Below are 7531 nucleotides of genomic sequence, written 5' to 3'. Positions count from 1 at the left end.
GCCGGGCTCGCGCGATCCGCGCGGTGTCGTCGGTGCAGCCGTTCGCGACCACGGTGACATCGAACGCGTCATCGCCGAGGGCGTCCAGACAACGGCCGATGACTGCGGCCTCGTTGTGCGCCGGGATGACGATACCGGCGACCGGATCGGTGATGGCGTCGCGGGAAGGATCGCGGTGTGGCCTCGGTGGGATGCCGGTTGCCGCTGGCCGGCCGAGCAGCCGCTGCCAGACTGCGAGGTACGCCCCGGCCTGGTGGTCCCACGCAAGGGTGCCGCGGAACCGGTCCAGCCCCACGACCCGCATCCGGGCGCGACGCTGCGGATCGTCGAGCAGTCGGTGCAGCGCCCGCGCGAACTCGTCCGGGCTGCCGGTCGGCACGTACGACGCGGCGTCGCCGGCTGCACGACGGGTCTCCACCAGGTCTGCCGCCACGATCGGCAGACCGCGCGCCAGATAGTCCGCGGTCTTTGCCATCGAGGACAGCTGGTTCATGCGGGTCGGCAGGTCCGGCTGGATCGCCACGGTCGCCGACCACAACAGCTCGTCGAGTTGGTCGCCGGACAGCCAGCCAGCGAAGTGCACCAGATCCACGAGGCCCCGCTCGGCCACCAGTTTCTGTACGGCCGGCAGGCTCTCGCCATCGCCGGCGATGACCATCCGCCAGCCGGTACGGCCGCGTAGGCGGACCAGTTCGGCGGCGGTTAGCACGGCGCCGTCGACGTTGTCCTGCGGTCCGAGCACCCCGACGTACGCGATGACGTGCTCACCGGCCGGCTCCTTCGGCGAGCCAGCGATCTCGGCGCGCGCCGGGCCGTTGCCGACGATCGTCACCCGCTCCGGCGATACCCCTTGTTGAAGCGCGTTGTCACGGAACGACGCGTTGGTGGTGATCACCTCGTCGGCGGTGCGCAGTGTCAGCCGCTCGAACGCCCGCAACAGCCGGTACGCCCACCGGTTCGGCCGGTCCCCGGTCCGCGTCGCGTAGATCTCCGGGCAGAGGTCCTGCTGGTCGAAGACCCAGCGCCGGCCGGTGGCCCGGGTCAGCAGCGCGAGCGGCCAGTACACGTCGGAGGGGTTGCACACCTGCACGCCCTGCGCCCGTCCTCGCAGCACCTCACCGAGGAGCAGGATGGCGACACAGAGGAACGACCAGCCGAACTCGATCGCGTACGTGGTGAATCCTGATCCCAGCACCGGCACCGGGTACGGCTTGAGCCGGGTGTCCCGGGTGCCGGGCATGACCCGCAGGGTGGGGCGGCCGCGCGGTGAGATCACGGTGACCTGGTATCCGCGCGCTTCGAGGGCGAGACACTGCCGGACGATACGTCGGTTGCGTTCGCCGGGTAGGTTGTGGGTCAGGATCGTGACGTGGAGCCTGCGTTGCGTCATCAACAGCACCCGGGAGCGACACGTCCAGGCAGGTGATCGACGCACATGGTTGCGATGGTCTCCACATCTGCCACCGCGTGGCAAGACCCGACGGTCCAAATCCGTGTCGGTTTCATCACAGTACGCGACGGGATCGGCTTGGGCAGGCGGTTTCGATGACGCGGTGGCTACCCGAGACACCTGCGACGCAACTGGTCGCGGCGATGCGTAGGTCGCCCGGACTGGAACGACCCAGCGGCAAAGCAGCAGGTGGTGTCCGATCTGGTCAACGACGCGTTGGCGGTGCTGAAGGAGCTGACCAGGCCGGGTCCCGTGCGGCGGGAGCATGCCGCAGGGGATGCGCTGCGCCGCGCTCAACCTACGCACCCTGCTCACTGGCCTCACCTGCGTGGGTGGGGCAGGACGCGGTCAGATGGACCCGCTTGGCCGCCTCGTTGCGCGTCCCTATCGCCGTCTGAACACCTTCCAGAGATCAACTGTAATCTGCCAAAGTCCGGCCACGCCCGGCTTCACCAGCAGGCGGTTCCGGTCGAGTTGGCCGGATGCGTTCTCCATCGGCAGTGCCGGGCGCGGACCGATGAGGCTCAGGTCGCCCTTGATGACGTTCATCAGATTCGGGATCTCGTCGAGCGAGTATCGCCGAATGGCCGCCCGACCCGGGTCACGCGTGGACCCACCCACGTTCATGTGCGGAAAAACGGCGCCGCAATCGTTCGAACAGTGACCCTGGACCGGATGGCGGCGTTGTCTCATGCCGTGGTGTGGTCGACCTCCGGGCCGGCCTTTGGCAGGGTGACCGTCACGTTCAGCCCGCCGTCGGGTATGGGCTGGGCGGTGACCGTGCCGTCGTGGACGGCGGAGATCGACGCGACGATGGCCAAACCGAGCCCGAAGCCGTCGTTGTCGGAGCGGTCGTGGAGTCGCCGGAACGGCTCCAACAGCCCGTCGACGGCGTCCGGGGCGATGACCGGACCGGTGTTGGCGACGGTCAGGACGGCCCGGCCGTCCACAGTGGATGTCGTGAGCCGGATGGCGCCGCCGGGGGTGTTGTAGCGCACGGCGTTGTCGACGAGGTTGATGATGAGGCGTTCCAGCAGCACGGGGTCGCCCGCGGTCTCGGCAGGTTGCAGGGATGCGTGCCGGTGCAGGTTACCGATGTCGACGGAGTCGAGCACCTCCTCCGCGATCGCGGCCAGGTCGACTGGCTCGCGGACGGCGAGCCCGTATTCGTTGCGGGTCAGGGTCAGCAGGGCGTTGATCAGCGCGTTGGCCTGGCCGACCGCCGTGCGGATGTCCCGGCCCATGCCGATGAGCTCGTCCGGGGTGGGTGCCGGCTTGCTCAGGACCACGTCGACGGTCGTGCGCATGTCGGTCATCGGGCCGCGCAGCTCGTGGCTGGCGTTGGCGATGAAGCGCCGCTGGCTGTCGAACGCGGTGTGGAGTCGGCCGAGCATCCGGTCGAAGGTGTCGGCCAGCTCGCGGAGCTCGTCACGGGGACCGCCCAACGAAACCCGCGCGGAGAGGTTGTGTTCCGACGCCGCCTGGGCAGCCATGGTGAGCATGTGGACGGGCCGCAGCACTCGGCGGGCGATCATCCAACCGCCGAGCGCCGCCATGACGGCGACCGCCGCGAGCGTGGCGAGCGAGTACGCCAGCAGGTGTGTCAGCGTCTCGTCGCGCTGGCGCTGCGCGCCCAGGTCGACGCCCGCGTTGAACGCCGGGTCGGTGCCCGCGTCGAACGCCGGGTCCGTCAAGGCCTTCACCGCTCTCAGGCAGCGGGTGCGGCGCTCGGCGTCGACGTCGGTCCTCTGGAGATCGTGGCCGCAGTCGGCCAGATACGCCGCCTGCTGCGGCGAGATCGAGGCCGAGGTCACCGCCGGAGGCAGCGTGGCCACGAGGGTGTAGGTGATCGCGACGAGGACCGCAGCGCAGATCACGAATAGCCCGGTGCACAGCAGGGTGATGCGGCTGCGGATGGTCAGGCGTGGTCCGGTCATATCCGGTACCCCTTGCCCACGACGGTTTCGATGAGCGGCGGCGGGCCGAGTTTGCGTCGCAGCCGGGTCATCGTCACTGTGATGATCTTGGTAAACGGGTCGGTGTTGACGTCCCACACGTGCTCCAACAACTCCTCGGCACTGACCACGGCCCCGTTCGCGGCCAGCAGCATCTCCAGCATGCCGAACTCCTTACGGGTCAGCGACAGCGTGCGATCGCCACGGCTGGCGCGGTGCCGGGCACGGTCCACGGTGAGGTCACCGCGACGCATGACCGGTGGTGTGGACGGCGCGCGGCGCCCGAGCGCCCGGACGCGGGCGATCAGTTCGCGGAAGGCGAACGGCTTGCCGAGGTAGTCGTCGGCGCCGATTTCCAGACCGTCGACCCGGTCGTCGATCGTGGTGGCCGCGGTGAGCATGAGGATCCGGGCACCGCCTTCGGCGCCTGCCAGCGTCCGGCACACCTGGTCACCGTGTACGGCCGGCAGGTCACGGTCGAGCACGATCACGTCATATTGGTTGTGCCCGGCCGCGGCCAGCGCCGCCGCGCCGTCGTTGGCGATGTCCACGGCCATGCCCGCGTCTCGCAATCCCTCGGCGATGCGATCCGCCAGGGTTTTACGGTCCTCGACCACCAACACCCGCATTTGCCGAATTGTGTCCCCTCGGGGGCTACATCGGTGCAACATCCGCATCCGCGGTTGCACTGTTGCACTGTTGCAACCCCGCAGGGCGTAAACCTGCCGGCATGAAACGGATACTCCTGCTTCCGGTCCTGCTGTTCGCGTTCGTCGCGGTGGGTGCGTGCTCCAACGACTCTGGCGGCGGCTCGAGTGACCCGAACGCCATGGTGCAGTTCGCCCAGTGCATGCGCGAGCACGGCCAGAACGTGCCGGACCCCGACGGGGACAGCTACACCATCACCCCACCCAGCGGTGGCCCGAATGCCGCCTGGGACGCCGCGATGGACGCGTGCCGGCAGTACCTGCCCGGAGGCGGGGCGCCTGAGCCGCCCAACGCCGACGAGCTGGAGGCGCAGCGACAGTATGCCAAGTGCATGCGGGAGCACGACATCGAGATGAGCGACCCCGATCCGAACACCGGCAGGAGCCAGATCGGCGGACGACTGGCCAGTGCCCCCCGCGACCAGCTGCGCGCCGACCCCATCTACAAGGCAGCGGCCGAAGCATGCAAGGACAAGCTGCCCAAGGGGCAAGAATGAACAAGACCACCCGCACCGCTGTCGTGGTCGGCGCTCTTGTCGCGGTTGGTGGTGTCGCGGTCGCCGCCGCGATCGGTATCGGCGGCAAGGATCCCAGCAAGGCCGCCAACACCGGCCTGCCGCCCGCCACCACGCAGGTCACCAAGGCCACGTTGACACAGACCCAACAGGTGGCCGGCACGCTGGGGTATGGCGCGCCGACGACCGTCACCGCGGGTGGCCCGGGCAGGATCACCTGGCTGCCGGACCTGGGCGCCAGGGTCAATCGCGGCCAGAGCGTCTACAAGAGCGACAACCGCCCGGTGGTGCTGTTCTACGGCAACCTGCCGCCGTATCGGGTGCTGGAGCCCGGGAACACCGGTCCGGACGTCAAGCTGGTCGAGGAGAACCTCGTCGCCCTCGGGTACACCGGCATCACCGTCGACGCCCAGTACTCCTCGGCGACCGCGACTGCGGTGCGGAAGTGGCAGAAGGACAACGGTCTGGTGCAGACGGGCGCCTTCGACCCGGCCAGCGTGGTCCTCGCGCCGTCCGCCATCCGTGTCGCCTCGCTCCCCGCACACCTCGGCGACCCGGCGAACGGGCCGGTGCTGACCTACACGGGCACCACCAGGATCGTGACCGTCGCGCTCGACGTGGGCCTGCAGGGTCTGGTCAAGCCGGGAGTCGCCGCGACCATCACGCTGCCCGACGCGCAGATCGTCAAGGGCGGGGTCGAGACCGTCGGGAGCGTGGCCACCGCCGGTGACCCGGGCAAAGCGGCCACGATCGCCGTGACGATCACCGTCGGCGACCAGTCGAAGCTCGGCATGCTCGATCAGGCGCCGGTCACGGTGTCGCTGGTCTCGGCGTCGGTGCAGGACGCGCTGACGGTGCCGGTCGCCGCGCTGCTGGTGCTGCCCGGCGGCAACTACGGCGTCGAGGTCGTCACCGACGGGACCAGCCGGAACGTCCCCGTGGAGCTCGGCATGTTCGGCAACGGCCGGGTGCAGATCACCGGCGAGGGCATCGCTGCCGGCATGCTGGTCGGGATTCCGTCATGATCGTCCTGGACCGTGTCTGCAAGACTTACCCCGGCGGCGTGGAGGCGCTCCGCGAGGTGTCCCTCACGATCGAGGACGGTGAGCTCGTCGCCATCGTCGGCCCGTCCGGCTCCGGAAAGTCCACGATGCTGCACATGATCGGCGCGCTGGACCGGCCGACCAGCGGCTCGGTGGCGATCGCCGGCCTGGAGCTGGCGAGCCTGTCCGACCGTCAGCTCTCCGCGTTGCGTGCCCGCGTCATCGGGTTCGTCTTCCAGCAGTTCCATCTCGCGGTCGGAGTGCCGGTGCTGGACAACGTGGCCGACGGGCTGCTCTACAGTGGCGTCGCGCTGCGCGAGCGGCGGCGGCGGGCTGCAAAGGCCCTGGAGCAGGTGGGGATGGGGCATCGCCTGACCCACCGCCCCAATGAGCTGTCCGGCGGCGAGCGGCAGCGGGTGGCGATCGCCCGTGCCGTGGTCGGCGATCCGGATCTGTTGCTCGCCGATGAGCCGACCGGCAACCTCGACTCCGTGTCGGGAGCGGACGTGCTGGAACTGCTGCGCGATCTGCACAACGGCGGGACCACGGTCGTGGTGATCACCCACGACCGAGACGTCGCGGCGAGCCTGCACCGACGGATCGAGATGCGCGACGGGCAGGTGGTGTCATGAGGTCCCCCGCAGGCATCGAGCGGCTGACGACGCCCGCCCGGCTCTCCGCCGCCGACGTGGTGCGGGTCGGCTCCGCCGGCCTGCGCACCCGCCCGCTTCGGGCGTTCCTCTCCGCGCTGGGCATCGCGATCGGCATCGCGGCGATGCTCTCTGTGGTCGGCCTCGCCGCCTCCAGCAGCGAGAACATCAACCGGCAGCTCGACAAGTTCGGGACCAACCTGTTGCGGGTCAGCCCAGGTGAGACGGTCTTCGGCGACGCGGTGCACCTGCCCCCCGACGCGAGCGCGATGATCGGCCGGATCGATGCCGTCACCTCGGTGACGACGACCGGGACGGTGCGCGACGTCCACGTCTACCGCACCAACTACATCCCGACGGCCCTGACCGGCAGCATCTCGGTGCTGGCCGCGCGGATCGACCTGCTTGGCACCGTCGGCGCGGGCGTGACCAGCGGCACCTGGCTCAACGAGGCCACCGCACGATATCCGGCGGTGGTGCTCGGGGCGCGTGCCGCCGGCCGGCTCGGGATCGGCGCGGCAGGCCCCGACGTCCAGGTCTGGCTCGCCAATCGGTGGTTCACCGTGATCGGTGTGCTCGCTCCGGTGCCGCTCGCACCGGAACTGGACACGGCGGCGCTCGTCGGCTGGCAGGTGGCCACCTCCGACCTGCGCTTCGACGGCCATGCCACGACCATCTACACCCGCACCCGCGATGACGCGGTGGCCTCGGTGGCCGCGATGCTGGCCGCGACCGCCAACCCGGAACATCCCAACGAGGTGAAGGTGTCCCGACCCTCGGACGTCCTGCTGGCGCGGGCGACCACCGACGCGGCGCTCAGGGCGCTGCTGATCGGGCTGGGCGGGGTATCGCTGCTCGTCGGCGGGATTGGTGTGGCCAACACGATGATCATCTCGGTGCTCGAACGCCGTTCGGAGATCGGGCTACGCCGTTCCCTCGGCGCCACCCGTGGGCAGATCCGCATCCAGTTCCTCGCCGAGTCGCTGCTGCTGTCCGCGCTCGGCGGTATCGGCGGTGCCCTGCTCGGCGTCCTGGTCACCGTAGGGTTCGCGGCCGCCAACGACTGGCCGGCGGTCGTCCCGGCCTGGGCCAGCGGCGGCGGCATCGTCGCGACGCTCATCATCGGCACCTGCGCCGGCCTCTACCCGGCCTGGCGGGCCGCCCGCCTGTCTCCGACCGAGGCTCTCGCATCGCCCTGACCGACCCCGGGC

The 7531-nt window shown here is 69.9% G+C and carries 8 protein-coding genes; 4 read left to right on the top strand and 4 right to left on the bottom strand.

From position 1 onward, the window contains the following. The 4 genes from ACFPIJ_RS00880 to ACFPIJ_RS00865 form a co-directional block, all read right to left on the bottom strand. The coding region (locus ACFPIJ_RS00880; protein WP_380112579.1) for a glycosyltransferase at positions 1-1390 on the bottom strand (1390 nt) is incomplete at its 3' end. Between the two features lie 444 nt (positions 1391-1834). Next, the gene (locus ACFPIJ_RS00875; protein WP_380112578.1) at positions 1835-1999 is read right to left on the bottom strand and encodes a sugar transferase; all 165 of its coding nucleotides are present in this window, start codon (positions 1997-1999) and stop codon (positions 1835-1837) included. A 140-nt stretch (positions 2000-2139) separates the two neighbouring features. Further along, positions 2140-3387, bottom strand: coding sequence for a HAMP domain-containing sensor histidine kinase (locus tag ACFPIJ_RS00870; RefSeq protein WP_380112576.1), 1248 nt, complete (start codon positions 3385-3387; stop codon positions 2140-2142). Continuing rightward, positions 3384-4034 (bottom strand): response regulator transcription factor, encoded by a 651-nt coding sequence (locus ACFPIJ_RS00865; RefSeq protein WP_380112582.1) that lies wholly within the window; start codon positions 4032-4034, stop codon positions 3384-3386. The genes ACFPIJ_RS00870 and ACFPIJ_RS00865 overlap by 4 nt, the downstream gene beginning before the upstream one ends. A 101-nt stretch (positions 4035-4135) precedes the next feature. On the opposite strand from ACFPIJ_RS00865, the gene ACFPIJ_RS00860 reads away from it, so the two are divergent. Genes ACFPIJ_RS00860 through ACFPIJ_RS00845 form a run of 4 tightly spaced genes read left to right on the top strand, consistent with a single transcriptional unit; the run spans position 4136 to position 7519 of the window. Next, positions 4136-4609, top strand: coding sequence for a hypothetical protein (locus ACFPIJ_RS00860; protein WP_380112575.1), 474 nt, complete (start codon positions 4136-4138; stop codon positions 4607-4609). Continuing rightward, positions 4606-5652: a peptidoglycan-binding protein gene (locus ACFPIJ_RS00855; protein WP_380112574.1), complete on the top strand. Its 1047-nt coding sequence runs from the start codon at positions 4606-4608 to the stop codon at positions 5650-5652. The genes ACFPIJ_RS00860 and ACFPIJ_RS00855 overlap by 4 nt, the downstream gene beginning before the upstream one ends. Then, complete coding sequence (locus tag ACFPIJ_RS00850) at positions 5649-6302, top strand: ABC transporter ATP-binding protein (protein ID WP_380112573.1); 654 nt, start codon at positions 5649-5651, stop codon at positions 6300-6302. Before ACFPIJ_RS00855 ends, ACFPIJ_RS00850 begins: the two co-directional genes overlap by 4 nt. Next, positions 6299-7519 carry an ABC transporter permease gene (locus tag ACFPIJ_RS00845; protein ID WP_380112572.1) on the top strand — a complete coding sequence of 407 codons (1221 nt, stop codon included), beginning with the start codon at positions 6299-6301 and terminating at the stop codon, positions 7517-7519. The genes ACFPIJ_RS00850 and ACFPIJ_RS00845 overlap by 4 nt, the downstream gene beginning before the upstream one ends. Positions 7520-7531 lie beyond the last annotated feature (12 nt).

The sequence above is a fragment of the Dactylosporangium cerinum genome (assembly GCF_042653625.1).
GTDB classification, from domain to species: Bacteria; Actinomycetota; Actinomycetes; order Mycobacteriales; family Micromonosporaceae; genus Dactylosporangium; species Dactylosporangium cerinum.
Note: the sequence above shows the minus strand (reverse complement) of the source record. Positions and strands in the feature narration are given on the sequence as shown.